Source organism: Actinocatenispora sera, assembly GCF_018324685.1.
Taxonomy (GTDB): domain Bacteria; phylum Actinomycetota; class Actinomycetes; order Mycobacteriales; family Micromonosporaceae; genus Actinocatenispora; species Actinocatenispora sera.
Genome location: NZ_AP023354.1, coordinates 1,889,605 through 1,914,995 on the forward strand (window position 1 = coordinate 1,889,605; position 25,391 = coordinate 1,914,995).

The following is a 25,391-nucleotide window of genomic DNA, read 5'->3' on the forward strand; positions in this document are numbered from 1 at the left end:
GCCGTTGTCCACAGGTACGGCGGGGCGGGTTGCGGCACCATCCGATGTGAGGTAGCGACCCGGTTCCGGGGGTCTCCGACAGCGCGTAGAAGCACCTGCCACAATGGCGGGGTTGTGACCTCAGCTGACTCGACGGCCGGCGCCGGCTACCCGAGCGACGCCCCCGTTTCCCAGGACCTGTTCGATCGCGCCCGCGCCGTGGTGCCGGGCGGGGTCAACTCACCCGTCCGCGCGTTCCAGGCGGTCGGCGGCACGCCCCGGTTCATGGTGCGCGGCTCCGGGCCGTACCTGTTCGACGCGGACGGCCGGCGCTACGTCGACCTGGTCTGCTCGTGGGGGCCGCTGATCCTCGGGCACGCGCACCCGAGCGTGATCGAGGCCGTGACGACCGCGGCGGCCGCCGGTACCAGCTTCGGTACCCCGACGCCGGGCGAGGTGACGCTCGCCGAGGAGATCGTCGCGCGGACCCCGGTCGAGCAGGTGCGGCTGGTCAACTCCGGTACCGAGGCGACGATGAGCGCGATCCGGCTGGCCCGGGGCGCGACCGGCCGGACCAAGGTCATCAAGTTCGCCGGCTGCTACCACGGGCACGTGGACGCGCTGCTCGCCGCGGCCGGCTCGGGCGTCGCCACGCTCGCCGAGGCGGCCGAGCGCAGCGGGTCCGCGGTGCCCGATTCGCCCGGGGTCAGGGGGGCGGAGACGGCGGACACGATCGTGCTGCCGTACAACGACGTCGCGGCGGTCGAGGCCGCGTTCGCGGCCAACCCGGACACCGTCGCGGCGGTGATCACCGAGGCCGCGGCCGGCAACATGGGTGTGGTCGCGCCGCGCGACGGCTTCAACGCCACGCTCGCCGAGCTGGCCCACCGGTACGGCGCGCTGCTGATCGTCGACGAGGTGATGACCGGGTTCCGGGCCGCCCGTGGCGGTTGGAGCGAGCTGGACCCGGCCGACGCCGACCTGTACACGTTCGGCAAGGTGATGGGCGGCGGGCTGCCGGCAGCGGCGTTCGGCGGCCGGCGCGAGATCATGGCCCAGCTCGCCCCGAACGGCCCGGTCTACCAGGCCGGCACCCTGTCCGGGAACCCGCTGGCCTGCGCCGCCGGCCTGGCCACCCTCCGCGGCTGCACCCCCGAGCTGTACGCGCAGCTCGACAGCACCGCGCACACCATCGCCGAGCTGGCCGACAAGGCGCTGACCGGGGCGGGCGTGCCGCACCGGGTGTCGTTCGCCGGGACGATGTTCTCGGTGTTCTTCACCGACGCCGAGGTGCGCGACTTCGCCGGCGCGAAGCGCCAGCACACCGCCGCCTACGCGGCGTTCTTCCACGCGATGCTCGACCGCGGCGTCTACCTGCCGCCGAGCGCGTTCGAGGTGTGGTTCGTCTCGGGCGCGCACGACGCCGCCGCGGTGGAGCAGATCGCCGCCGCCCTGCCGGACGCGGCCCGCGCCGCCGCCGCCCTGGACACTCTGTGACCCCCGATGTGCCCACCGAGCCGGAGCCGACGATGCCGCTGACCACCACCGTGCACCTGCTGCGGCACGGCGAGGTGCACAACCCGGAGAAGATCCTGTACGGGCGGCTGCCCGGCTACCGGCTGTCCGAGCGCGGCGAGCGGATGGCCGACGCCGCCGCCGCGGCGCTGGCCGACCGGGACGTGACCTATCTGGTGGCGAGCCCGCTGGAGCGGGCGCAGCAGACCGCGGCGCCGATCGCCGAGACGCTGCACCTGTCGATCGACACCGACCCGCGGCTGATCGAGTCGGGCAACTGGTTCGAGGGCAAGCGGTTCGGCGTCGGCGACGGCGCGCTGAAGAACCCGTCGGTGTGGCCGAAGCTGCGCAACCCGTTCCGCCCGTCCTGGGGCGAACCGTACGTCGAGATCGCCCGCCGGATGACGGCCGCGCTGCACGACGCGCGCGACCGGGCGGCCGGTCACGAGGCGGTGTGCGTCTCGCACCAGTCGCCGATCTGGCTGCTCCGCCGGTACGCGGAGGGGCGCAAGCTGTGGCACGACCCGCGCAAGCGGCAGTGCGGTCTGGCCAGCCTCACCTCGTTCCACTTCGAGGGTGACCGGCTGACCGGCATCTCCTACTCCGAGCCCGCCGCCGATCTGGTGGCGTCCTCGCCGGTCGCCGCCGAGCACGGGGCCTGAGCCGTGCGGGCACCGCGTCGACACAGCATCCGGCGACTGGGCGTCGTCGCGGCCGCGCTGGCGGCCTGCGCGCTGCTCGCCGCCGGCTGCTCGACTGGCAGCGGCGCGGTGAACCAGCAGAACGGCGGCGAGAACCGGTACCAAGCGGGCGACGGCAAGTCGCAGCAGTTCGACCCGGGCGACCGGGACAAGGCGCCGAGCGTCTCCGGCACCCTGCTGGACAGCGGCAAGACGCTGTCGCTCGCTTCGCTGCGCGGCCACGTCGTGGTGATCAACTACTGGGCGTCCTGGTGCAACCCGTGCGCGGCCGAGGCGCCCGACCTGGAGCAGGTGTACCAGGCGACGAAGGGGCAGGGCGTCCGGTTCGTCGGGGTGAACATCCGCGACCAGCGGGACGCCGCGAAGGCGTTCGTGCAGGGTCGTGGGATGACCTACCCCACCTACTTCGATCCGGCGGGCAAGGTCGCGCTGGCCTTCCGGGTGGTGCCGCCGAACACGATCCCGGCCACCATCATCGTGGACGCCCAGGGCCGGATCGCCGCCGTACAGCGGGGCGCGATCCTCGCCGACAAGCTTCGGCCGATGGTCGAGAAGGTCGCACGGGGCGACTAGATGGGTGCCAGCTTCGCGCACGTCGCCGCGTCCGGACCGCTGCTGCTGGCCCTGGCGGTGAGCCTGGTCGCCGGCATGGTCAGCTTCCTGTCGCCGTGCGTGCTGCCGCTGGTCCCCGGCTACGTCTCGTACGTCACCGGCCTGGCCGGCGCCGACCTGGACGCGGCGCTCGGTACCGATCCGCGCGGCCGGGTGGTGCCCGCGGCCGGCGGCGAGGCGGTCTCCGCTGCCGCGGGCGAGGTCGCCGCGGCCGGCGGCGTGGCGGTGACCACGCGCACCGCGGCCGCCAGCCGGGCCCGGGTCCGCGGCCGGATCCTCGCCGGCGGGCTGCTGTTCGTCGCCGGCTTCACCGTCGTGTTCGTCCTGTCCGGCGTGGTGGTGGCGAGCCTGGGCAGCGCGTTGCTGGATCACCGGGTCGCGGTCGAGCGGGTGATCGGCGCGCTGGTGATCGTGCTCGGGCTGGCGTTCCTCGGGGTGATCCCCGGCATGCAGCGCGAGGCTCGGATGCACCGGGTACCGGCGGCCGGGCTGGTCGGCGCGCCGGTGCTCGGCGCGGTCTTCGCGCTCGGCTGGACCCCGTGCGTCGGCCCGACCCTCGGTGCGGTGCTCAGTCTGGCCGCGGTGCAGGGCTCGGTCGGCCGCGGCGTGCTGCTCGCGGTCGCGTACTGCCTGGGGTTGGGCCTCCCGTTCCTGGCGTTCGGGCTCGGGTTCCGGCGGCTGTTGCAGGTCTTCGGGGTGATCCGGCGGCACAGCGCCTGGGTGACCCGGATCGGCGGCGTCCTGCTGATCCTGGTCGGCGTGGCGCTCGCGACCGGCGCCTGGGACGCCTTCACGATCTGGCTGCAGGTTGCGGTCGGCGCCGGAAAGGTGAGCGTGTAGATGGCCACGACCGAGGAAACCGAGGCGGTCACCGACCGCGCCGAGCAGGCGCGGGTCGGGGCGCGGAACCGCGCGCCGGAGCAGCTGGCGGAGGCCGGCCGCGAGGACGAGAACGCGCTGTCCAGCCGGCCGGCGGCCGACTCGGCGCGGCGGGTGGCCGGGCACGGCGTGCTCGCCACCGCGCGGCGCTGGTGGCGCCAGCTGACCAGCATGCGTACCGCCCTGCTGCTGCTGTTCCTGCTCGCGGTGGCGGCGGCGCCCGGCTCGCTGCTGCCGCAGTACAACCTCAACTCCGACAAGGTCGACACGTACTACCAGCAGCATCCGACGCTCGCGCCGATCCTGGACAAGGCCGGGCTGTTCGACGTGTTCTCGTCGCCCTGGTTCGCCGCGATCTACCTGCTGCTGTTCGTGTCGCTGGTCGGCTGCCTCACGCCGCGGATCCGGGTGCACGTCCGGGCCCTGCGGCGCACCCCGCCGGACGCGCCGCGGCAGCTGTCCCGGCTGCGCGTGCACCGCGAGTACGGCGTGGAGTCGGAGCCGGCGGAGGCGGCGAAGCTGGCGCAGAAGAAGCTGCGCGGGGCCCGGTTCCGGTCGGCGCTGCGCCGGCACGACGACGGCAGCGTGACGGTCAGCGCGGAGAAGGGGTTCCTGCGCGAGACCGGCAACCTGCTGTTCCACTTCTCGCTGGTGGCGGTGCTGGTCGGCGTCGCGTACGGGGCCGGCTACGGCTGGCACGGCGGCCGGCTGATCATGCAGGGCGCCGACAACGGGTTCTGCAACACCCTGCAGCAGTACGACGAGTACAGCCTCGGGTCGCGGATCAAGGGCAGCGACCTGCCCCCGTTCTGCCTGACGATGACCGGCTTCCACGCCAGCTTCCAGGCCAACGGCCAGCCGCTGCACTACTCCGCCGACATGACCTACGAGGTGCCGGGACAGGGCGGCTCGCACCGGTACAACCTGTCGGTGAACCACCCGCTGCGGATCAACGGTGCCTCGGTGTACCTGGTCGGCAACGGCTATTCGCCGGTCATCCGGTACACCGACCGGTACGGTCGGACGCAGACGACGACCGCACCGTTCATCCCGCAGGACGGCAACTTCACCAGCAACGGGGTGGCGCTGTTCCCGGACGCCAACGTCGATCCGAAGACCGGCAAGCGCAACGTCGACCTGCAGATGGCCTTCCAGGGCGTGTTCTTCCCGACCACGGCCAAGAAGGGCGGCCAGGCGTCGACGTACCCGGGGCTGCGTGATCCGGGGCTGATGCTGTTCGCCTACCGCGGCAACACCGGCACCGACGCGGGCATCCCGCACTCGGTGTACACGCTGGACCAGAGCCAGATCGACAACGGCCAGCTGAAGGAGGTCGGCAAGCCCCGGCTGCTGCGGCCGGGGCAGAGCTGGACGCTGGACGACGGGACGAAGGTCGAGTTCGTCGGGGTGAAGCGGTGGGCGACGTTGCAGATCCGGCGCGATCCGGCCTCCCGGATCATGCTGATCGCCGGCATCGCGATGCTCGCCGGCCTGCTCGGGTCGCTGTCCATCCGGCGCCGCCGGATCTGGTTCCGGTTCACCCCGGACGGGGCGGGCAGCGCGGTCAGCGCCGGCGGGCTGGCCCGCAACGAGTACTCGGGCTTCGCCGACGAGTTCGACCGGCTGGTGGGCGCCGCCGGCGGACCGTCCCGAACCCCACCCGCCGCCGACGCGGCGGAGGCACGGTCGGGCCCTGAAGGCGCGACGCAGGCACGGTCGAGCGCCGAAGGCGCGACGCAGGCACGAGGAAAGGACTGACGGTCGTGTACTCCTCGATCTCCGATGGCCTGATGGTGGCGGCGGTCCTCGGCTACATCGTGGCCATGGTCGGCTACGCCATCGAGTACGCCTTCGGGCGGCAGGGCGTGGTCGCCCGCATCGCCGCCCGCACGCCGCGGCAGGCGACGAAGGTACTCGTCGCCACCGACGGCACCGAGATCCCCGTGGTCGACGACGGCGAGGACGACGAGGCGGGGCACCGCCCGCCGGTGGACGCCGGCCGGGCCGCGATGATCGGCCGGATCGCGCTGGGCGTGCAGACGGTCGCGGCCGCCGCGCACGCCGCCTGCCTGGTCTTCCGTTCGCTCGCGGCGCACCGGGTGCCGTGGGGCAACATGTACGAGTACGTGCTCACCGCGTGCTTCATCGCCACGGTGGCCTGGCTGGTCGTCGCGTACAAGCGGTCGTCGGTGCGGCACCTGGGGCTGTTCGTGTCGCTGGTGGTGGCGATCCTGCTCTGCCTCGACGCCGCGAAGCTGTACGCCACGGCGGGGCCGCTGGTGCCGGCGCTCAACTCGTACTGGCTGATCATTCACGTCAGCGCGATGACGGTGGCGTCCGGGCTGTTCATGGTCGGGTTCGTGACCATGTCGCTGTACCTGATCCAGGAGCGCCGCGAGCATGCCCTCGCGGTGGAGGCCCGCGCCCGGCGGACCGACGGCGACGACTACGTGGAGCGGCCGCTGCGGTTCCCGCTGACGCTCGGCGAGCGGCTGCCGGCCGCGGAGAGCATCGAACGGCTCGGCTTCCGGCTGCACGCGCTCGCGTTCCCGATCTGGACGTTCGCCATCATGTGCGGCGCGATCTGGGCCGAGCACGCCTGGGGCACCTACTGGAACTGGGATCCCAAGGAGACCTGGTCGTTCATCGCCTGGGTGGTCTACGCGGCGTTCCTGCACGCCCGCGCCACCCCGAGCCTGCGCGGCCGCTGGTCCGGCTGGATCGCGATCGTCGGCTGGGCGGTCATGATGGTGAACCTGTTCGGAGTCAACTTCGTCGTCACCGGCCTGCACTCCTACGCCGGCGTCGGCTGATCCCGTACCACCGCGAAGGCCCGACGCTCGCCGAGCGCCGGGCCTTCGCCGTTCAGTCGAAGACCTCGTCCAGCGTCGGCGCTGTGACGGCACGCCGCACCCAGCGCTTGAGCTGGTCGATGTCCCGGCACCGGATGATGCGGAACCAGGTCTTGTCGGTAACCTCCCAGCCCCGTGCGTCGAGCACCTCGCCGAACGCCGTGGTGACACCATCGGCGCGGAGGCGGCGGGCGTAGTGGCTCTGATACTCGTACGTGCACTCGGACATGTGTGTCTCCCAGTGCTGACGTGCCCGCCTGGGCAGTGCCCTGAGCAGTAGCTCGGCGTAGTAGGCCGCGACATCGAGATCGGGTCGGTCGGACACGAAGGCCGTCACGCTCAGGCGAGTCGCAGGTCCGGGTACGGCGGTCGGCTCCTCGATCTCGTCGGGCGGTTCCTGCCGAGACGACGGGTCGCTCAGGTCGTTGGCGGGGTGGATGGTGAGGCCGTCGATGCGGGCGGTGCGCCAGGTCTCACCTTCGTGGCCGGGTTGACCGTGGTGGTCGGCGTCCCAGCCGAGGAGGCGGCAGCAGCCGGGTCGCTCCGGGTCCAGCTCGGCGGCAATCACCCGCCAGCGCCGGACCGGTTGGTCACCAGGGCGTAGCAGGGCCCGTTCGGTGATCCAGACGAGGTCACCGACGGCCGGCAGCCGGCCGGTCACCGCGGCCATGACGGTGCTCCGGTCGGTGCGGGGCGCCGGGCCAGCCGGAGCGCCTGCTGGTACGGGTCCGCCGGCCGCAGCGTCTGTCCGTGCGGGCTGGCGGGGCGCACCGTCGGACGGTACGGGCGGGATCGGCGCCCGGTTGCCCGCACGGTGTACCGCGCCCGCCAGCGGCGCAGCGCGCGGCCCAGCGCCTCGATGACGACCACCGCGACACCAGCCACGGCTGGCAGCGCGAGCAGCACGGCGAGGGCGGCCAGGGCCGCCGCGGTCAGCGGACTCACCGCCACCACCCGGCCGGGTCATAGTCGTTGCGGCGCAACCGTTCCACCGCAGCCCGGTAACGGTCGGCTACCGTTCGCAACGCACGGACGGTACGGTGAACGAACTCCATCACGGTTTCTCCAATCGGCTCGATGGGGTCCGGGCGTGGTGGATGCTTGCCGGCTCAACCGCGCCCAGTCGGGCCGGCCCTCTCCGGGTACGACGGAGAGGGACCGGCTACCGGCCGGACGTTTGCGACGGGGGAGTCACCGGGTCCGGCCGGGTCGAGTGTCGTCACGCTTCGCAGTGGAATCCCTCGCGCAACGTCACACCGACGAGCGGACATTAGCGTGCTCAGGATGCTTGTACAACGTTCTACGGTGTCCGTTGTCTGAAATTCTTTGTATCTAGTTTTGTCGTATGTTGCGTAACCCAGGGTCGGTGTTGCATGGTGTGACTCTTGGGTTCCGTATGCGACACCTCATCCCTGCGGAGGTTGCGATGACGGATGTCGGATCGGCGATTCCTCGGCGGCAGTTGGGCCGGCAGTTGCGTGCGCTGCGTGACGGTGCCGGCGTGACCGCCGATGAGCTGGCCGCCGAGCTCGGCTGGCACCGGTCCAAGGTGTGGCGGATCGAGACCGGCCAGTCCCCGGTGGTGCGCTCCGACGTGCTGTCCCTGACCCAGGTCCTCAAGGCGTCCAGCGAGATGCGCGAGGTGCTGCTCGCGCTGTCCGCCGAATCCCGCAACAAGGGCTGGTGGCACAGCCGCGGCGACGCCATCCCCGACTGGTTCGAGATGTACGTCAGCTTCGAGACGGCCGCCGACCGGATCCGGACGTATGCGTCCGACGCACTGCCCGGGCTGCTGCAGACCGCTGACTACGCGCGGGCCGTTTACCGGGCGGCCTCGGAGGACTCGGACGAGGAAGTCGAACGTCGGGTGCAACTGCGGATCGATCGGCAGTCACTGCTGACCCGAGAGTCGCCGAGCGCGCCCCGGTTCGACGTCATCATCAACGAATCGCTGCTGCGGTCGGCATTCGGTGGCGCGGCGGTGATGCGTCGCCAGCTGGCGCAGCTGATCCTGTGGACCGACTTGCCCAACGTGACGATCAGGGTGTTGCCGTTCGCCGCCGGTGCACACGCCGGAACCGAGGGGACGTTCGTTCTGCTGAGCTTCCCGGAAGCCTTCGCCGAGCCGGATCTCGTCTACGTCGAGGGCGCTACCGGAGCGCTCTACCTGGATAAACCGAAGGAACTGGCGCGCTATGGATTCATCATGCGCGACCTCACCACGCGTTCCCTCGACCCGGAGCGGTCCCGGGAATTCATCGAAGCGACGGCGAAGGAGTGGTAGCGGATGGAGCTGCGAGACGCGCGGTGGCGAAAGTCGAGCCGATCCGGCGGCAGCGGCGGCAACTGCGTCGAGGTGGCCGGGAATCTCACGGGTGTGGTGGCGGTACGCGACAGCAAGGACCCGTCCGGCCCCGCTCTGCTGGTGACCCCGACAGCCTGGTCCGCCTTTACCAGCACGCTCAAAGCTGACCGCTGACATGTGCGGCCCCGGTCGATGACCGGGGCCGCACATGGCGCCGTACCCGGTAGGCGGCCGGGGTGAGTTGTGAAGGCGCCCCGGTCTGGCTGACCGGAGCGCCGGAGTGGTGCGGTGCGTGGTCGGTGGGGACGCCCGTGTCCTCCTTGGCTCAGGATCTTCGCCGGCAACCGAAAGACATCGTGTGCCGGCACCGGTGTACCGCGGACGGCGGCGGGGCGAGGTTCCGCCGAAGACGCGCGCCGAGCCGCCCGCCGCATATCGGTCGTGCTGCCGGGCCGGCGCGACTACGGTCACCGTTCGTGGACGTGATCTTCCTGAACGGTGGCTCCAGCTCGGGGAAGTCGACCATCGCCCGGGCGGTGCAGGCGCTGTTGCCGGAGCCATGGTTGGCCTTCGGCGTGGACACGTTCGTCGCGGCGTTGCCGGAAACCGGCGGGGGCATCGAGTTCGGCCCGGACGGCGAGATCGTGGTGGGCCCCGAATTCCGCCGGTTGGAGGAGTTCTGGATGGCGGGCCTCGCCGCGATGGCGGCGGCCGGCGCGCACCTGATCGTCGACGAGGTACTGCTGTCCGGCGGCGCCGGGCAGGACCGGTGGCGCTCGGCGCTGGCCGGCCTCGATGTGCTGTGGGTGGGGGTACGGTGCGATCCCGTCGTCGCCGCGGCCCGGGAGGCGGCGCGCGGCGACCGGATCGGCGGGATGGCCGCCGACCAGGCTCGCCGGGTGCACGCGGGGATGGCCTACGACCTGGTCGTCGACACCACCGCCACGGACCCGGACGCGTGCGCTCGGCACGTCGTCGCCGCGCTGAAATCGGCCAGCTGAGCAGCATCGGATGACAGAGCGCATCGGCGGGCTGAGCGGCATCGGACGGCTGAGCGCATCGGACGACTGAGCGCATCGGCCGGCTGAGCACCCTCGCCTCGGCTGGTCCGGCACGGTTACTGCCGTGCCGCGTGCGCGCCCACCGCCAGCGCTCCTGCGCGGCCCGCCGCTGTTTCCGTGCGCTGGCCGCTGCGGGGAGCCGGGCGTGGCCGCGGGACCGCTGGTCAGAAATCGCGGGCGGTCTCGGTGGGGATCGCGGGATTCAGCCGGCGCAGGTGCACCCGGCGCGCCAGCCGGATCACCGGGCGGATCAGCATCTCGACGCTGCCGATGACGAACAGCCAGATCGCCAGGTGTTCGTGCGCGGGGTAGAAGAACAGCACGCTGCCGACGAGGAACCAGCCGCCGGTCAGGATGTCGTTGAGGATGCTGACCACCTCGTACCGCTGCCGGATGATCAGCTCTTCCCGGCCGATGTGCAGCACCAGCGGCGGCTTGCGGTCTCCGCTGGTGTCCGGGTTGGTCGACACGTTGGCTCCTCCTCGGTCAGCGGGCGGGATTCGGGGCGACGGCGGGCCAGGCGACGGTGAGCTCGCCGCGGCGCCAGCGGTCCGGCTCCCGCTCGATCGGCCAGCCGGCCGCCCGGGTCGCGGTCACCGCCGCCGCGAACCGCTGCCGTACCCCGAAATCGGCGTACGGCGCGGCATTCCGCCAGCTGTCGTCCAACGTGGACAGGAAGGCGTGTACCGGCTCGCCCGGCACGTTGCGGTGGATCAGCGCCTTCGGCAGCCGCTCCGCGAACGTCGCCGGACTGTCCAGAGTGGACAGTTTGGCGGCCAGGGTGAGGCCGGCCGGCCCGGCGTCGGTCAGTGTCACCCAGCAGGCCAGCCGGCCCAGCTCGTCGCAGGTACCGTCGATCGCGGCACCCCCGGCCGCGAGCCCGTGCCGCAGTGCCGTCCAGGCCGCCGGCACCTCGCCCTCCGCGTACTGGCGGAGCACGTTCAACGCGCGCACCAGCACCGGCCGCAGCCCGGCCAGCTCGAAACCGCCGCGCCGGAACTCGACCCGTGGCGGGTCGGCCGTCGGTGCCGCGGCGGAGACCCGGGCCGGGTCGATCTCCAGCCCGACCACCCGGACCGCCGGCGCCACGGTGCGCAGCCGGGCGGCGAGTTCCAGCGTGGTCACCGGGGACGCGCCGTACCCGAGGTCGACCACCAGCGGGTCGGCGGCGTCGCGCAACAGCCGGCCGTACCGGTGCGCGAGGTACCGGTCGACCCGGCGCAGCCGGTTCGGGTTGGTGGTGCCGCGGGTGATCGCCCCGAACGGCCGCCGCGCCGGCACGTCAGCCGCCCGGCAGCCCGGCGAGGCAGCTCGGGACCGGCCGTACCGGGGCCCGTGCACCCGGCATCATCAGCCGATCTTGCCCTTGATCACCTTGTGCTGGGCGGCCTGCGCGAGCGGGCGCACCACCAGGCGGTCGATGTTGACGTGCTGCGGCAGCTCGACCGACCAGCGCACGCACTCGGCGACGTCGTCGGCGGTCAGCGGTTCGGCGACCCCGTCGTACACCCGGGCGGCGCGGTCGGCGTCGCCGTGGAAGCGGGTCAGCGAGAACTCCTCGGTGGCCACCATGCCCGGCGCGATCTCGACCACCCGTACCGGCCGGCCGGCGAGTTCGAGCCGCAGCGTCTCGGCGACCGCCTGCTCGGCGTGCTTGGCCGCGGTGTAGCCGGCGCCGCCCTCGTACACCCCGTACGCGGCGGTGGAGGTGATCATGACGATGGTGCCGCGGTGGCTGGCGACCAGCTGCGGCAGCAGTGCGGCGGTCACCCGCTGGGTGCCGACCACGTTGACCCGCCACATGGTGTCCCAGTCGGCCAGGTCGGCGGACTCGACCGGTTCCAGCCCGTAGGCCCCGCCGGCGTTGTTGACCAGCACCCGCAGCTCGCCGGGCAGCTCCGACACCGTGTCGGCGAGCGCCGCCACCTGCGCCGCGTCGGTGATGTCGCAGGTCACCGCGGTGCCGTCGAGCTCGGCGGCCAGCGCGGTGATCCGGCCGGCCCGGCGTGCCGCCGCGACCACGTGGTACCCGGCGGCCGCCAGCTGCCGGGCGCTCGCCGCGCCGATCCCGCTGGACGCGCCGGTCACGACGGCCAGCGGACGGTTCGTGTCAGCCATGATCCCGATCCTGCCATGCGACATCCGTCACTGACGGGGCCGGGTAGTTCGGTGATTGTCGTATCACCAGGCAAAGATGGGTACGGGGGAGCGAAGGAGGACTGATGGTCTCGCGCGGCACCCCGAACATGCACCTGTGCGCCGGGCCGGGCCGGGCGGACGTGGACCGCCCGCACCGGATCGCCCTGCTGTCCATGCACACCTCACCGCTGCACCAACCGGGCACCGGAGACTCCGGTGGCATGAACGTGTACATCGTGCAGGCGGCGAAGCGGCTCGCCGCCCGGGGGATCGCGGTCGACATCTTCACCCGGGCCACCACGAGCAGCGAGCCGCCGGTCGCGCAGCTCACCGACGGGGTGCGGGTGCGGCACGTGCCGGCCGGGCCGTACGAGGGGCTGACCAAGACCGACCTGCCCGCCCAGCTGTGCGCGTTCACCGCCGGCATCCTGCGGGCCGAGGCCGCCCGCCCGGCGGGCTGGTACGACCTGGTGCACTCGCACTACTGGCTGTCCGGGCAGGCCGGCTACCTGGTCGCCGACCGCTGGGGGGTGCCGCTGGTGCACACCGCGCACACCCTGGGCCGGGTCAAGAACGCGCAGCTCGCCGACGGCGACCAGGCCGAGCCGGCGACCCGGATCATCGGCGAGGACCAGGTGGTCGCCGAATCCGACCGGATGGTCGCCAACACCGCCGCCGAGGCCGACGACCTGATCAAGCGGTACGGCGCGGCGCCGGACCGGGTGTCGGTCGTGCTGCCCGGCGTCGACCTGGAGTGCTTCACCCCGGGCGACCGGTTCACCGCGTCCGGCCCGGACACCACCGCCGACCTGCGCCGCCGGCACGACCTGCCCACCGATGCGTTGATCGTGCTGTTCGTCGGTCGGATCCAGCCGCTCAAGGCGCCGGACGTGCTGCTGCACGCGCTGGCCCGGCTGCGCGACCGGGAGGCCGCGCTGGGCCGGCCGGTGGTGGCCGTGATCGCCGGTGGGGCCAGCGGCAGCGCGACCGCGCGGCCCGACTACCTGCACGGGATGGCCGCCGAGCTGGGGGTCACCGACCGGGTCCGGTTCCTGCCGGCGCAGCCCGGCGCCCGGCTGGCCGAGCTGTACCGGTGCGCCGACCTGGTCTGCGTGCCGAGCCACAACGAGTCGTTCGGGCTGGTCGCGCTGGAGGCCCAGGCCTGCGGTACCCCGGTGGTCGCGGCCGCGGTCGGCGGCCTGACCACCGCGGTCCGGCACGGTGCGACCGGCGTACTGGTCGACGGGCACGAACCGGGGCGCTGGGCGACCGTGCTGGGCGACCTGCTCGCCGCGCCGGCCCGCCGGGCCGCGCTGGCGGTCGCCGGCGTCGAGCACGCCGGGCACTTCTCCTGGGACCGCACCGCGGACGGCCTGTTCGACGTCTACACCGACGCGATCGGCGAGAACCGCCGCCGCACCCGGGCCTGCGCCTGACCGCCAGGCCCGTACCGCCGGGCCCGCGCCCACCCGGCACCCCGGCGTGCTGTTATGGCGGGATGACGGACGCCGAGATCACCGAGCTGATCGAGCAGAGCCTGGCCGCCGCGGAGCTGGACTGGGAGCGTACCGGCGAGGCCAGCTACGCGGTGACGCTGCCGGGCACGCACAAGCTGAAGACCACCTGCAACCTGATCGTCGGCCAGCACACGCTGCGCATCGAGGCGTTCGTGATGCGGCAGCCGGACGAGAACCGCGAGCAGCTCTGGGCGTACCTGCTGCGCCGCAACGCCCGGATGTACGCGGTGTCGTTCGCCATCGACACCGTCGGCGACGTGTACCTGATGGGCCGGGTACCGCTGGCCGCGGTCACCGCCGACGAGCTGGACCGGCTGCTCGGTTCGGTGCTGACCTACGCGGACGAGAGCTTCGACGAGATGCTGGAGATCGGCTTCGGCTCGGCGATCCGGCGCGAATGGGAGTGGCGGGTCAAGCGCGGCGAGTCGCTCGCCAACCTGCGCGCCTTCGCGCACTTCGCCGACCCCACCCGGCAACGCTGACCGCCCGGCCGCCGCGGTACCGGCCTGCCGGGCGATGATCAACCGGGGCCAGGCGTCAGTCGGGGACCGGGTCGTGGTGGATCTGCGCCGGGGGGACCCGCAGGCGGGCCAGGACGCGGTCGAGGGCGTGCACCAGGCCCGGCGGGCCGGAGAGGTAGACCTCGTGCTCGTGCCACGGGCCGGTCGAGGACACCAGCTCCGGCAGCGCGCCGCGCGGCCCCGGGAAGTCCGGGTCGTCGGTCGCCACCGGCACCAGGGTGAGCGCCGGGTACCGCTCGGCCAGCTGCGCCAGGATCGGCAGGTTGTACAGCTCCTGGGTCTGCCGGGCGCCGAAGATCAGCCTGATGGGCCGGCCCGGCTGGGTGGTGAGCACCTGCTCGACGATGGCCCGGCACGGCGCGAGGCCGGTCCCGCCGGCGACGACCAGCAGCGGCCGCTCGCCGGTCGTCGCGATCACCGCCGAGCCCATCGGCGGGCCCAACCGCAGCGTCGAGCCGACCCCCATGTCGTGCACCAGCGCGGTCGACACCTGGCCGAGGTCGATCGCCCGGACGTGGAACTCCAGTACGCCGTCGGGGCGCGGCGCGGTGGCCATCGAGTACGGCCGCCACGCCCGCGGCACCGCCGGCACCTCGATCGTCGTGTACTGCCCGGCGCGGTAGCGGTAGGCCACGTCGGTGCGCACCTTCATCACCGCGATGTCCAGGTAGGGCCGGTGGTGCGCGACGATCGTGCCCTGCCAGTACGGCGGGTCGGTGGACGCCGCCCCGGCCGCCTGCATCACCGCCGCGGCGAAGTCGTACGCCCGCAGCCAGGCCTGCTCGTACTCCGGGCGCCAGCCGGCGCCGGCATGCTCGCGCAGCGCGCCGACCAGCGCCTGCCGCACCGCGTCGTAGTGCGCCGGGCGGATCCCGTACTTGCGGTGGTCGCGGCCGAGCTGCTCCAGCCGTTCGACCAGCCGGGGCAGGTCGGACAGCGCCTCGGCCAGCCCGATCAGCGCGTTGAACAGCCGGTCGCCGTCGGCCCGCAGCCCGGCCGGGAACAGCCCCCGCAGGTACGGCCGGCCCAGGAACAGCTGCGCGTAGAACGAGCGGACCACCTCGTCGGCGGACGAACCGATAGTCTCCAGGCTCGCCACCATCAGCGCCTGGTCGCCCTCCCGCGCCGGGTAGCCGGTGGGCCGGCGGGCGGCGATCGGCGCGGCGCTGCGCCCTTCCTCGCGCAGGGACCGACGCAGCTGCATGGCGTGGTGCAGCGCGAGCAGCTGCTCGTAGTCGGAGCTCGCGTCGGTCATGATGTCCTTCGGTGGCAGTTGTCCGAATCCGGATAGTGTCAGGAAACCGGCCGTGATGTAAGCCCGGACGGTTGGTGACGGTCGGCTCGGCGGGGGTTTTCGCCGGTCACTACATTGCTCCTCGTCGATGCCGTCCGCCAGTTCGGGTACCTGCCGGTAGCTTTCCAGATCCCGGTGGGGTTCGGCCGGTTGGCCGGATGCGACATACTGCGATCCGTCCCGATCCGGCAGCAGCGTGCGAAGGTGCCCATGTACTCGCAGACCAACCCCGTCCACCAGGAACGCTGGTTACCGGTGGAGGCGCTGGAACAGAACCCGCGGCTGCTCGACGACTATCCGCACCGGTACGTGTTCGTGGTGACGAACAGTGCGCACGAGATGACCGACCCGACCAGCCGCAGCCGGATGGTGGCCGCCCGGCTGTTCTGGGCGGTCGAGGCGCTGGAGGCGCAGGGTTGGGAGCCGGCGGCGTGGGACCTGGACGGGACCGCGGTCGGCGTGGTGATGCGCCGCGTCGGTGGCGGCGGCACCTCGTACCAGCTGGACAACGGCGGCCAGTGGAGCTGACCGGCCCGGCAAAGCCGACCCCCGGCAGCGCGAGCCGGTACGCGGAGACAGCCACCCAGTGGACCTGACCGGCCCCGATGCGCTCGCCGCGGTCCGGCGCGCAAAGATGGGACGGCGAGCGGTCGCGACGCGAGGGAGTGCGCATGAGTGTGGGCAAGCTTGTCCTGGTTCGCCACGGCGAGAGCGAATGGAACGCCAGGAACCTGTTCTCCGGCTGGGTCGACGTCGACCTGAACGACAAGGGCCGGGCCGAGGCCGCCCGCGCCGCCGAGCTGCTGCGTGAGCACGGGATCGCCCCCGACCTGGTGCACACGTCGGTGCTGCGCCGCGCCATCCGTACCGCCGAGATCGCGCTGCACGGGGTCGACCGGCACTGGATCCCGGTGCGCCGCTCCTGGCGGCTGAACGAGCGGCACTACGGCGCCCTGCAGGGCAAGAACAAGAAGGAAACGCTCGCCGAGTTCGGCGAGGAGCAGTTCATGATCTGGCGCCGGTCGTACGACACGCCGCCGCCACCGATCGCCGACGACGCCGAGTACTCGCAGGCCGGTGACCCGCGCTACGCGGCGCTGCCGCCGGAGCTGATGCCCCGCACCGAGTGCCTCTCCGACGTGCTGGAGCGGTTCCTGCCCTACTGGTACGACGCGATCGTGCCGGACCTGCGCACCGGCGCCACGGTGCTCGTCGCCGCGCACGGCAACTCGCTGCGCGCCCTGGTCAAGCACCTGGACCAGATCTCCGACGACGACATCGCCGCGCTCAACATCCCCACCGGCATCCCGCTGGCGTACGAGCTGGACGACGAGCTGCGCAAGGTCAAGTCGGAGTACCTCGACCCGGAGGCCGCCGCGGCCGGTGCCGCCGCGGTCGCCAACCAGGGCCGCTGACCCGCGCCCCGGCGTGGTCCACCTCCGGACCGCGCCGGCCGCTCGGCCGCCCGGACCGCGCCGGCCTCCCGTGGCGGCGCCGGCCGCTCGTACCCGAGGACGTCGAGCGCCGCGAAGACCGGCCGCCGGGTGGTCGCCGAGACGGGTGCGCCCCGGCGCGTTCGGCGAGCTGCCCGGGGTCCTCGCGATCCCGGCCGAGTGAGTTCGCCGGTGCTCAGGCGAGGGTGCGGGTGAAGAACTCGACGGCGGCGCCGGCGACGGCGGTACGGGCCGGCGCGCCCGCCTCGTTGTCGGCCAGGAACGCGTAGTGCTCGACGGCGTCACCGGCGCTCTGCGCGCTCGCCCCCGGGATCAGCGAGGCGTACCGCAGGGCGTGGTCGGGCGCGGGCGTCTGGTCGTCGGCGCCGGCCCACCAGATCGACACCGGCTCCTCGACGTGGCGCAGGCTGTCCGCATCGATCAGCGGCCCCATCCCCGGGCAGATCAGGAACCCGGCCCGGGCACGCGCGTCCCGGTAGTTGCGGCCGCAGTGCTCGACCCACTGGTCCCGATCGGACTCGGTGAGCCGGGACGTCAGCTCCTCGACGATGGTCGGGTACTCCGGATTCGGCGGCTGCGGCACCCGCAGGTGCACCAGGTCGCTGTAGCCGGCGCGGTCGATCCGGGCGCCGAGCAGGGCCGCCGCGGTGTACCCACCCGCCGAGTACCCGGCGACGCCGACCGGGCCGGTCTCCTCCCGCGCGGCCACCTCGGACAGCGCCACGGTCAGGTCCAGCGGCCGGTCCCACCAGCACGCGAACGCCTCCGCGACGTAGCCGGTCGGGTAGCTGTTGCCGTGGTGGTCCACGCCGACGGCGAGGAATCCGGCCGCGGACAGCGCCTCGGCCAGCCAGGACAGCGTCTCCGCGGCGCCGCCGCTGCCGTGCGAGAGCAGTACGGTGCCGCGTGGCGTACCGGTCGGACGCCACAGGTACGTGCGCACCGGCCGCGGCGCGTCGCCGTGCCAGGCCTGCCGTACCGGGTCGGTGAGGTCGAGGACGTCGGGCGTGGTGGCCGGGGGGATCGCCATGCGGCGGATCATACGGCCTGGCCCGGAGCCGATCGCCGGCCGTCAGCCGGCGTGCTCGCCGGTGACGAGGTAGATGACCTGGGTGGCGGCGTTGACGGCGTGGTCGGCGTACCGCTCGTAGTAGCGGCCGAGCAGCGCGGCGTCGACCGCCGCCGCCGCGCCGTGGCTCCAGCCGGCGGCGAACATGATGCCGAACATCCGGCGATGCAGCTCGTCGAGCTCGTCGTCGTCCCGGTCCAGCTGCGCGGCGAGTTCCGCGTCGTGGTCGGCGACCACGGCGCGCATCTTGCCCGCCATCCGTACCGCGGTGTCGGCCATCGAGGCGAACACGCCGGCGAGCTGGTCCACCACCGCCCGCTCCGGGTATCGGCGCAGGGCCGCGCGGGCCACGTGCCGGGCCAGGTTGCCCATCCGCTCCAGGTCGGCGCCGACCCGCGGCGCGGTGAGCAGGGTGCGCAGGTCGGCGGCGACCGGCGCCTGCAGCGCGACCAGCTCGTAGGTGCGCGCCTCGACCTGGTCGCGCCGGGCGATCAGGGTGGGGTGGTCGGCGAGCACCGACTCGGCGGCGGCGCGGTCGGCGCCGAGCAGCCCGGCGGTGGCATGGCGCATCGCGGTACCGACGTCCTCGGCCATCGCCGACAGCAGCTCGCCGACCAGCGCCAGCTGCACCTGATACTCGTCTCGCATGGTCCCCCCCCCTGGTGGTCGGTGCGGGTCCCGACGGTAGGCAGCCGGGGCGTACCGGCGGTGAACGGCGGTGAACGCCGCCTTCCTGGGGTGTGAACATTCCCCGAACCGCGCCTGGTTTGTGGTGGAATGCTCCTTCGTTGCGGTGCAGCCCGGCCTACGATCGCCCCGTGGACTGGGCAGCACTCGGCGTCGGAGGGCTCGCCGGGCTGCTGGTCGGCGGCCTGGGCATGCTCGCGGCCCTGCGCGGCCGGCATGATCGGACCCGTCGCGCCGAACCGGGGCAGACCCCGTCGATCCGGCCGGCAGCGCCGGACCGGGAGGCCGCCACCCCGCCGGCTCGGGCCGATCGTCGCGCGCACGCCGCGCTCGTCGAGCAGAGCGTCGCAGCGCTGCGGGTCGGCCTCGTCGTACTCGGCTGCGACGGCGAGGTGATCCTGACCAACCCGGCCGCCCGGCGGCTCGGACTGGTGCGCGTGCAGTCGACCGGGCTCACCCCGCACTCGGTACTGCGCACCCTCGGTTGCCGCATCACCCGGCCCGGCCAGCAGCGCGACGTCGATCTCGAACTCCACCGGCGCGACCTGCCCGGCGCCGCCACCGACGGCCCGGACCGGCTCGGTGTCCGGGTGCACCTGGTCGGGCTGGCCGGCGGGTACGTGGCGATGGAGGCCGAGGATGTCACCGAGGCGCACCGGGTCGCCCGGGTCCGCCGCGACTTCGTCGCGAACGTCAGCCACGAGCTGAAGACCCCGGTCGGTGCGCTGCAGCTGCTCGGCGAGGCGCTCGTCGACGCGCTCGACGACCCGGAGGCGTCCCGCCGGTTCGCCGAACGCATCGCGCACGAGTCGTCCCGGCTCGGCCGGCTGATCACCGAACTGCTCGAACTGTCCCGGCTGCAGGGCGCCGAACCGCTGCCCGACCCGGTACCGGTCGACGCCGACCGGCTGGTCGCCGAGGTGCTGGACCGGACCCGAACCACCGCCCAGGCCAAGCAGATCTCCGTGGTCGCCGAGGGCGAGCGCGGGCACACCGTGTACGGCAACGAGACGCAGCTCGCCACCGCGCTGGCGAACCTGGTCGAGAACGCCGTGGCGTACTCGCCGGAACGCACCATCGTCACGGTGCGGACCGGCCACCGGGCGGAAACCGTACTGCTGTCGGTGATCGACCAGGGGATCGGGATCGAGCCGCGCGACCTGGACCGCATCTTCGAGCGGTTCTACCGCGCGGACAAGGCACGCTCGCGGGCCACCGGGGGTACCGGGCTCGGGCTCGCGATCGTCAAGCACATCGCCACCAACCACGGCGGCCGGGTCGACGTCGCCAGCACCGTCGGGATCGGCTCGACGTTCACCCTGCGGCTACCCGGCCGCCCGCCGGCCGACATCGCGGTGGAGCACAACCCGGGTGAGATCGCCGAAGACATCGGACAAGTAGAGGTACAACCCGGCGCGCCCGCCCGGCGCGCGTGAGAGGACAGCCGTGACCCGCGTACTGGTCGTGGAGGACGAGGAGTCGTTCTCCGACGCCCTGTCGTACATGCTGCGCAAGGAGGGGTTCGAGGTCTCCGTCGCGGCCACCGGCACCGAGGCGCTCACCTCGTTCGAGCGCACCGGCGCCGACATCGTGCTGCTCGACCTGATGCTGCCGGAGATGTCCGGCAGCGAGGTGTGCCGCCAGATCCGGCAGCGGTCCAACGTACCGATCATCATGGTCACCGCGCGCGACGCGGAGATCGACAAGGTCGTCGGGCTGGAGATCGGCGCCGACGACTACGTGACCAAGCCGTACTCGCCGCGCGAGCTCGTCGCCCGCATCCGCGCCGTGCTGCGCCGCCGGTCCGAGCCTGCCGAGGCCGAGTCGCCGACGCTCGCCGCCGGCCCGGTACGGATGGACGTCGACCGGCACGTCGTCACCGTCGGCGGCGACGGGGTTTCGTTGCCGCTCAAGGAGTTCGAGCTGCTGGAGATGTTCCTGCGCAACGCCGGCCGGGTGCTGACCCGCGGCCAGCTGATCGACCGGATCTGGGGCGCCGACTACGTCGGCGACACCAAGACGCTGGACGTGCACGTGAAGCGGCTGCGCGGCAAGATCGAACCGGAGCCGTCCAGCCCGCGCCACATCGTCACGGTCCGCGGCCTAGGCTACAAATTCGAGTCTTAGGGTCGCTGCGCCGGCCCCAGGCTCGCTTCTGTGACCTCACATCACCGCGGAATCAAAACCAAGGCAAAACGGAGACGAGCTCGCATTCTGGCCAGGGTGGCCGACCGGGTTGTCGTATCGCTGGGGCGCGGTGCCGGCGATTGGCGTGGTGCGGTGCGGCCGCATAGTGTCTGTGGTGCCCCGGCGCCCCGTCACGGCGGTGTCGACGGCTGCGCAGCCGTCGGTGGCTGCCGGACGGCCGGCCCCTCGACGAGAAGGACGACTACCGACGAGGGGATTCACGGGTGCCCGCCTCAGACGACACGCTGGCCGACATCTACGCCGAGGTGCTGCGCCGCAACCCCGGTGAGACCGAGTTCCACCAGGCCGTGCACGACATGCTGGCGAGCCTCGGCCCGGTGGTGGCCAAGCACTCGAAGTACGTCGACGCGGCGGTGGTGCGCCGGATGTGCGAGCCGGAGCGGCAGATCATCTTCCGGGTGCCGTGGGTCGACGACGCCGGTGAGGTCCAGCTCAACCGCGGTTTCCGGGTCGAGTTCAACTCGGCGCTGGGGCCGTACAAGGGTGGGCTGCGCTTCCACCCGTCGGTCTACCTGGGCATCGTCAAGTTCCTCGGCTTCGAGCAGATCTTCAAGAACGCGCTCACCGGAATGCCGATCGGCGGCGGGAAGGGCGGCTCCGACTTCGATCCGAAGGGCCGCTCGGACGCCGAGGTGATGCGGTTCTGCCAGGCGTTCATGACCGAGCTCTACCGCCACCTCGGCCAGTACACCGACGTGCCCGCCGGTGACATCGGCGTCGGTGGGCGCGAGATCGGTTACCTGTTCGGCCAGTACAAGCGCATCACCAACCGGTACGAGTCCGGGGTGCTGACCGGCAAGGGGCTCAGCTGGGGCGGCTCCCAGGTACGCACCGAGGCGACCGGGTACGGCACCGTCTACTTCACCCGGGAGATCCTCGACGCCCGCGGTGACTCGTTCGACGGCAAGCGGGTGGTGGTGTCCGGGTCCGGCAACGTGGCGATCTACGCGATCGAGAAGGTCCACCAGCTCGGCGGAACCGTCGTCGCCTGCTCCGACTCCTCCGGCTACGTGGTGGACGAGAAGGGCATCGACCTGGACCTGCTCAAGGACGTCAAGAACGTCCGGCGGGCCCGGATCGCCGAGTACGCGGCCGCGCGCGGGGCCTCCGCGCACGTCAGCGACCGCGGCACGGTCTGGCAGGTGCCCTGCGACGTCGCGCTGCCGTGCGCGACGCAGAACGAGCTCGACGGGCCCGACGCGACCGCGCTGATCGAGCACGGCTGCCGCGTCGTGGCCGAGGGCGCGAACATGCCGTGCACGCCCGATGCGGTCCGCCGGTTCGCCGAGGCCGGGGTCGTGGTCGCGCCGGGCAAGGCGGCGAACGCGGGCGGGGTCGCCACCAGCGCGCTGGAGATGCAGCAGAACGCCTCGCGTGACTCGTGGAGCTTCGAGCACACCGAGGAGCGGCTCGCGGTCATCATGCGCAACATCCACGACCGCTGCCTGGAGACCGCCGACGAGTACGGCGCGCCGGGCAACTACCTCGCGGGCGCCAACATCACCGGCTTCATCCAGGTGGCCGACGCCATGCTCGCCCTCGGGGTCATCTGACCGGCGGGCCCGGCTACTTCTTCTTGCGCCGGGGCGCGGCGGCGGTGGCCGGGTGTTCGGCGACCAGGCCGCGCTTCGCGCGGGCGGCGCACAGCTCGGCGAGCCGCCCGTACGCCTCCTTGCCGATCAGCTCGGTCAGCTCCGGCTCGTACGACTGGTAGACGGCCTCGCCGCCGGTGTGCGCCTCCGGCGACGACGTGCACCACCAGTGCAGGTCGTGGCCGCCCTCGCCCCAGCCGCGCCGGTCGTACTCGCCGAGGGTGTCGACGAGGACCCGGGTGCCGTCCGGCCGGTCCTCCCACTCCTGCAGCCGCCGGATCGGCAGCTGCCAGCACACGTCGGGCTTGTACTCCAACGGATGCACGCCGTCGCGCAGCGCCTGGGCGTGCAGCGCGCAGCCGTACCCGCCGGCGAAACCGGGACGGTTGTGGAAGATGCAGGCGCCGTCGACGACCCGGGTCTTGCGGCCGTCGGCCTCGCCGTCGGTGCTGTCCACCTCGGTCCAGTTCTTGAACCCGGTGGTGTAGTGCTGCCAGGTCTGCGGGGTGAGCTTCTTGACCGCGGCGCGGACCCGCTTCTCGTCGTCGGCGTCGGTGAAGAAGGCGCCGTGCGAGCAGCAGCCGTTCTCCGCCAGCCCGGCGACGATCCCGTGGCAGCCGGCGCCGAAGATGCACTGCCAGCGCGACAGCAGCCAGGTCAGGTCGGCGCGCACCACGTGCTCGTCGTCGGTCGGGTCGGTGAACTCGATCCATTCCCGCGGAAAGTCGAGCGGGACCTCCCGGCTCCGCGGCTCGTCCGGGTCTTCCACCGTCACCTGCACCTGTACCCGTTTGGTCGCCACCCGACCAGCGTACGCAGCCGTGCGCGCGCCGGGCCGGAGTCCCCGGCACCGAACGCCGGAGTCCCTGCACCGAACGCCGGAGTCCCCGCACCGAACGTCGGTGCGCGGCCGCTCCGCACCGAACGCCGGTGCCCGCGGCTCCGCACCGACGGCCCTGTCGTACCCGTCCCGTACGGTGCCGGTATGGACGACCAGTTGAGCCCGTTGTTTCCGAACGGCCCGGGTGACTGACCGCCACCCTTGGAGGTCCGTACGGAAAGGGACTGTCGGCGCCCAGCGGATCTCGCTGGCCGTCCAACGCCCTTTCCGTGCGCACCTCCTATGCTTCCGTCGTGCGCCTCGGAGTGATCGACGTCGGGTCCAACACCGTGCATCTGCTGGTGCTGGACGCCCATCCGGGTGCCCACCCGTGGCCGGTGACCTCGCGGAAGTGGACGCTGCGGCTGGCCGAGCAGATCGGCCCGGACGGCACCCTCACCGCGGCGGGCGCCGATGCCCTCGTGGCCGCGGTACGCGAGGCGCACGCCGAGTCCGAACGGATCGGCGCCGACGACCTGCTCGCGTTCGCCACCTCCGCGGTGCGGGATGCGACGAACTCGGCGACGGTGCTCGACCGGGTCCGCGCCGAGGCCGGTGTCGACCTGCAGGTGCTGACCGGGGTGGACGAGGCGCGGCTGACCTTCTTCGCGGTCCGGCGCTGGTTCGGCTGGTCGGCCGGCACCCTGCTGGTGCTCGACATCGGCGGCGGTTCGCTGGAGGTGGCGTGCGGCATCGACGAGTCGCCCGACGTCGCCCTGTCGGTACCGCTGGGCGCGGGTCGGCTCACCCGGGAGTGGCTGTCCGCCGATCCGCCCTCCGCGGCCGAGCTGGCCGCGTTGACCGAGCACGTCGGTGGGCTGCTCGACGGCGTGGTCGCCGAGCTGGGCCCGGCCCGGCCGGACCGGGCGGTCGCCACCTCCAAGACGTTCCGCAGCCTGGCCCGGCTGGCCGGCGCGGCGCCGTCCGGGGCCGGCATCCGGGTGCCGCGCAGCCTCACCCGTACCGGCCTGCACCAGGTACTCGGGTTCGTGCGGCGGATTCCGTCCGCGAGCCTGGCCGAGCTGGACGGGGTGAGCCCGGCGCGGGCGCATCAGCTGCTGGCCGGCGGCGTGGTCGCCGAGCAGGCGCTGTGCCGGCTGAAGCTGTCCACCGTCGACCTGTGTCCGTGGGCGCTGCGGGAGGGCGTGATCCTGCGCCGGCTCGACTGGATCCGCGGCACCTGACCCGCCGTACGGGTGATTCCGCAGGTCAGCGGCGGTGGAGAGGCCGTGTCGGGTTCATCTACGGAGGGTGATGATGCCGCCGGCCGCGATGGCGATTACGCTGTACCGGTGACATCCGACGCAAAGCACAGTCGGCACCCGGTCCCGGTCCTGCTGTCCACCTCGGCGGTCTATCCGGAGCCGACGGCGGTGGCCTTCGAGCTGGCCGTGAAACTCGGGTACGACGGCGTCGAGGTCATGGTGTGGACCGATGCGGTGAGCCAGGACGTCGGTGCGCTCCGCGGCCTGGCCGAGCACTACAACGTCCCGATCGGCACCGTGCACGCGCCGTGTCTGCTGATGACCCAGCGCGTGTGGAGCCCGGATCCGTGGGAGCGGCTGCGCCGCGCCGCGGTGATGGCCGAGGAGCTGAACGCCGGCACCGTGGTGGTGCACCCGCCCTTCTTCTGGCAGCGGGAGTACGCCCGCACGTTCTCCGCCGGGCTGGACAAGCTGCGCGCCGCGCACCGCGGTGTGCGGTTCGCCGTGGAGAACATGTACTGGGTGAAGATGGCCGGCCGCCGGTTCGTGCCGTACTCGCCCGACTGGGACCCGACGGTGGTCGGCTACCACGACTACACCCTGGACATCTCGCACTGCGCGGCCGCCGGCGCCGACCCGCTGGCGCTGGCCGACCGGATGGGTTCGGCGCTCACCCATCTGCATCTCGGTGACGGCAACTCGCCGGGCCGGGACGCGCACCTGGTGCCGGGGCGCGGCACGATGCCGTGCGCCGACGTGCTGCGCAAGCTCGCCTCCGACGGCCACGTGCAGTCGGTCGGGGTCGAGATCGCCACCCGCAAAATGGACCGGGCCGGCCGTGAGGCGGCGCTGGCCGAGACGCTCGCGTTCGCCCGGACCCATCTGACTCTCCCCTCCACTGCCGACGTCTAGAGGCTTTCC

27 protein-coding genes are annotated in these 25,391 nt (G+C 72.6%); 18 read left to right on the forward strand and 9 right to left on the reverse strand.

Annotated features, from left to right (window positions below):
• The first annotated feature begins 114 nt into the window (after positions 1 to 114).
• The 6 genes from hemL to ccsB are packed head-to-tail and all read left to right on the forward strand — an operon-like array spanning position 115 to position 6,499.
• Positions 115 to 1,476, forward strand: a complete 1,362-nt coding sequence (gene hemL / locus Asera_RS09045) for a glutamate-1-semialdehyde 2,1-aminomutase (RefSeq protein ID WP_030446493.1) — start codon at positions 115 to 117, stop codon at positions 1,474 to 1,476.
• 32 nt (positions 1,477 to 1,508) lie between these two features.
• A complete protein-coding gene (locus Asera_RS09050) occupies positions 1,509 to 2,156 on the forward strand; it encodes a histidine phosphatase family protein (protein ID WP_030446494.1) in 648 nt (215 codons plus the stop codon).
• 3 nt (positions 2,157 to 2,159) lie between these two features.
• Positions 2,160 to 2,768 carry a TlpA family protein disulfide reductase gene (locus Asera_RS09055; protein WP_244843805.1) on the forward strand — a complete coding sequence of 203 codons (609 nt, stop codon included), beginning with the start codon at positions 2,160 to 2,162 and terminating at the stop codon, positions 2,766 to 2,768.
• Complete coding sequence (locus Asera_RS09060; protein WP_030446496.1) at positions 2,769 to 3,647, forward strand: cytochrome c biogenesis CcdA family protein; 879 nt, start codon at positions 2,769 to 2,771, stop codon at positions 3,645 to 3,647. It begins immediately after the preceding gene.
• Positions 3,648 to 5,444: a cytochrome c biogenesis protein ResB gene (gene resB, locus Asera_RS09065; protein ID WP_084131616.1), complete on the forward strand. Its 1,797-nt coding sequence runs from the start codon at positions 3,648 to 3,650 to the stop codon at positions 5,442 to 5,444. It abuts the gene before it with no gap.
• 32 nt (positions 5,445 to 5,476) lie between these two features.
• Positions 5,477 to 6,499: a c-type cytochrome biogenesis protein CcsB gene (ccsB, locus tag Asera_RS09070; protein ID WP_030446498.1), complete on the forward strand. Its 1,023-nt coding sequence runs from the start codon at positions 5,477 to 5,479 to the stop codon at positions 6,497 to 6,499.
• Positions 6,500 to 6,551: 52 nt separating this feature from the next.
• Here ccsB and Asera_RS09075 read toward each other — a convergent pair whose 3' ends face one another.
• Entirely contained in the window at positions 6,552 to 7,208 is a 657-nt protein-coding gene (locus Asera_RS09075) for a hypothetical protein (RefSeq protein WP_051802291.1), read from the reverse strand.
• Positions 7,196 to 7,483 (reverse strand): hypothetical protein, encoded by a 288-nt coding sequence (locus Asera_RS09080; RefSeq protein WP_157034828.1) that lies wholly within the window; start codon positions 7,481 to 7,483, stop codon positions 7,196 to 7,198. Before Asera_RS09080 ends, Asera_RS09075 begins: the two co-directional genes overlap by 13 nt.
• A gap of 400 nt (positions 7,484 to 7,883) precedes the next feature.
• Here Asera_RS09080 and Asera_RS09085 point away from each other — a divergent pair, with 400 nt between their 5' ends.
• The 3 genes from Asera_RS09085 to Asera_RS09095 all read left to right on the forward strand — a co-directional run bounded on the left by Asera_RS09085 (position 7,884) and on the right by Asera_RS09095 (position 9,844).
• Positions 7,884 to 8,822, forward strand: coding sequence for a helix-turn-helix domain-containing protein (locus tag Asera_RS09085; RefSeq protein ID WP_157034829.1), 939 nt, complete (start codon positions 7,884 to 7,886; stop codon positions 8,820 to 8,822).
• Positions 8,823 to 8,825: 3 nt separating this feature from the next.
• Complete coding sequence (locus tag Asera_RS09090; protein ID WP_084131617.1) at positions 8,826 to 9,017, forward strand: DUF397 domain-containing protein; 192 nt, start codon at positions 8,826 to 8,828, stop codon at positions 9,015 to 9,017.
• 302 nt (positions 9,018 to 9,319) lie between these two features.
• Positions 9,320 to 9,844: a chloramphenicol phosphotransferase CPT family protein gene (locus Asera_RS09095; RefSeq protein ID WP_211255591.1), complete on the forward strand. Its 525-nt coding sequence runs from the start codon at positions 9,320 to 9,322 to the stop codon at positions 9,842 to 9,844.
• A gap of 224 nt (positions 9,845 to 10,068) precedes the next feature.
• On the opposite strand, the gene Asera_RS09100 is transcribed toward Asera_RS09095, so the two are convergent.
• The 3 genes from Asera_RS09100 to Asera_RS09110 all read right to left on the reverse strand — a co-directional run bounded on the left by Asera_RS09100 (position 10,069) and on the right by Asera_RS09110 (position 12,022).
• On the reverse strand, positions 10,069 to 10,374 hold the full coding sequence (locus Asera_RS09100; RefSeq protein ID WP_030446503.1) for a YrhK family protein: 306 nt from the start codon (positions 10,372 to 10,374) through the stop codon (positions 10,069 to 10,071).
• Positions 10,375 to 10,390: 16 nt separating this feature from the next.
• On the reverse strand, positions 10,391 to 11,185 hold the full coding sequence (locus Asera_RS09105) for a hypothetical protein (RefSeq protein ID WP_030446504.1): 795 nt from the start codon (positions 11,183 to 11,185) through the stop codon (positions 10,391 to 10,393).
• 69 nt (positions 11,186 to 11,254) lie between these two features.
• Positions 11,255 to 12,022: an SDR family oxidoreductase gene (locus tag Asera_RS09110; RefSeq protein ID WP_030446505.1), complete on the reverse strand. Its 768-nt coding sequence runs from the start codon at positions 12,020 to 12,022 to the stop codon at positions 11,255 to 11,257.
• Between the two features lie 128 nt (positions 12,023 to 12,150).
• Between Asera_RS09110 and mshA the strand changes: the two genes are divergently transcribed.
• Both mshA and Asera_RS09120 read left to right on the forward strand, forming a co-directional pair.
• Positions 12,151 to 13,479, forward strand: a complete 1,329-nt coding sequence (gene mshA, locus Asera_RS09115; protein ID WP_051802351.1) for a D-inositol-3-phosphate glycosyltransferase — start codon at positions 12,151 to 12,153, stop codon at positions 13,477 to 13,479.
• 62 nt (positions 13,480 to 13,541) lie between these two features.
• Complete coding sequence (locus tag Asera_RS09120) at positions 13,542 to 14,042, forward strand: type III secretion system chaperone family protein (protein WP_030446507.1); 501 nt, start codon at positions 13,542 to 13,544, stop codon at positions 14,040 to 14,042.
• Positions 14,043 to 14,097: 55 nt separating this feature from the next.
• Here Asera_RS09120 and Asera_RS09125 read toward each other — a convergent pair whose 3' ends face one another.
• Positions 14,098 to 15,336: a globin domain-containing protein gene (locus Asera_RS09125; protein WP_084131618.1), complete on the reverse strand. Its 1,239-nt coding sequence runs from the start codon at positions 15,334 to 15,336 to the stop codon at positions 14,098 to 14,100.
• A gap of 243 nt (positions 15,337 to 15,579) precedes the next feature.
• On the opposite strand from Asera_RS09125, the gene Asera_RS09130 reads away from it, so the two are divergent.
• Positions 15,580 to 15,903 carry a hypothetical protein gene (locus tag Asera_RS09130; RefSeq protein ID WP_157034830.1) on the forward strand — a complete coding sequence of 108 codons (324 nt, stop codon included), beginning with the start codon at positions 15,580 to 15,582 and terminating at the stop codon, positions 15,901 to 15,903.
• Between the two features lie 143 nt (positions 15,904 to 16,046).
• Positions 16,047 to 16,790, forward strand: a complete 744-nt coding sequence (locus tag Asera_RS09135; protein WP_030446510.1) for a phosphoglyceromutase — start codon at positions 16,047 to 16,049, stop codon at positions 16,788 to 16,790.
• Between the two features lie 214 nt (positions 16,791 to 17,004).
• Here Asera_RS09135 and Asera_RS09140 read toward each other — a convergent pair whose 3' ends face one another.
• Entirely contained in the window at positions 17,005 to 17,859 is an 855-nt protein-coding gene (locus tag Asera_RS09140; RefSeq protein WP_035296886.1) for an alpha/beta hydrolase family protein, read from the reverse strand.
• Between the two features lie 42 nt (positions 17,860 to 17,901).
• Positions 17,902 to 18,546, reverse strand: a complete 645-nt coding sequence (gene phoU, locus Asera_RS09145) for a phosphate signaling complex protein PhoU (protein WP_030446512.1) — start codon at positions 18,544 to 18,546, stop codon at positions 17,902 to 17,904.
• Between the two features lie 170 nt (positions 18,547 to 18,716).
• Between phoU and Asera_RS09150 the strand changes: the two genes are divergently transcribed.
• The 3 genes from Asera_RS09150 to gdhA all read left to right on the forward strand — a co-directional run bounded on the left by Asera_RS09150 (position 18,717) and on the right by gdhA (position 22,346).
• Positions 18,717 to 20,021 (forward strand): sensor histidine kinase, encoded by a 1,305-nt coding sequence (locus tag Asera_RS09150; RefSeq protein WP_051802293.1) that lies wholly within the window; start codon positions 18,717 to 18,719, stop codon positions 20,019 to 20,021.
• A 10-nt stretch (positions 20,022 to 20,031) separates the two neighbouring features.
• On the forward strand, positions 20,032 to 20,712 hold the full coding sequence (locus Asera_RS09155; RefSeq protein ID WP_030446514.1) for a response regulator transcription factor: 681 nt from the start codon (positions 20,032 to 20,034) through the stop codon (positions 20,710 to 20,712).
• 284 nt (positions 20,713 to 20,996) lie between these two features.
• On the forward strand, positions 20,997 to 22,346 hold the full coding sequence (gene gdhA / locus Asera_RS09160; RefSeq protein ID WP_030446515.1) for an NADP-specific glutamate dehydrogenase: 1,350 nt from the start codon (positions 20,997 to 20,999) through the stop codon (positions 22,344 to 22,346).
• A 13-nt stretch (positions 22,347 to 22,359) separates the two neighbouring features.
• Here gdhA and Asera_RS09165 read toward each other — a convergent pair whose 3' ends face one another.
• A complete protein-coding gene (locus tag Asera_RS09165) occupies positions 22,360 to 23,160 on the reverse strand; it encodes a DUF3109 family protein (RefSeq protein ID WP_030446516.1) in 801 nt (266 codons plus the stop codon).
• A gap of 359 nt (positions 23,161 to 23,519) precedes the next feature.
• Here Asera_RS09165 and Asera_RS09170 point away from each other — a divergent pair, with 359 nt between their 5' ends.
• Both Asera_RS09170 and Asera_RS09175 read left to right on the forward strand, forming a co-directional pair.
• Positions 23,520 to 24,449 carry a Ppx/GppA family phosphatase gene (locus Asera_RS09170; protein WP_030446517.1) on the forward strand — a complete coding sequence of 310 codons (930 nt, stop codon included), beginning with the start codon at positions 23,520 to 23,522 and terminating at the stop codon, positions 24,447 to 24,449.
• 108 nt (positions 24,450 to 24,557) lie between these two features.
• Positions 24,558 to 25,382 (forward strand): sugar phosphate isomerase/epimerase family protein, encoded by an 825-nt coding sequence (locus tag Asera_RS09175; RefSeq protein ID WP_030446518.1) that lies wholly within the window; start codon positions 24,558 to 24,560, stop codon positions 25,380 to 25,382.
• Positions 25,383 to 25,391 lie beyond the last annotated feature (9 nt).